This is a genomic window from Paenibacillus tyrphae, from assembly GCF_000722545.1.
Lineage (GTDB): Bacteria > Bacillota > Bacilli > Paenibacillales > NBRC-103111 > Paenibacillus_G > Paenibacillus_G tyrfis.
Window position 1 is genome coordinate 1 of sequence record NZ_JNVM01000091.1, and the last position, 224, is coordinate 224.

Genomic DNA, 224 nt, shown 5'->3' on the forward strand with positions numbered 1-224 from the left:
GCACTCCCGGCACGAACTGGACACTTGCCGTCGAGGCTATCGCACTGCCGCCCACCGTTGCGCTAATCGTCGCAGTCCCCACCGTTGTCGGAGCCGTCAGCGTCGCCGTGTAGGTGCCATCTTGCTTATCCGTTACAGCGCTAACCGTTCCTAACGTCGATGTGATCGCGACCGCCGCGCCTCCGCTCGTCAACGCATTACCCTGCGCGTCCTTCAGCTTCACG

General features: G+C 62.9%; 1 protein-coding gene. It reads right to left on the reverse strand.

The window, feature by feature from the left end:
- On the reverse strand, window positions 1–224 hold a 224-nt coding region (locus ET33_RS35920; RefSeq protein ID WP_036694161.1), incomplete at both ends, for an Ig-like domain-containing protein.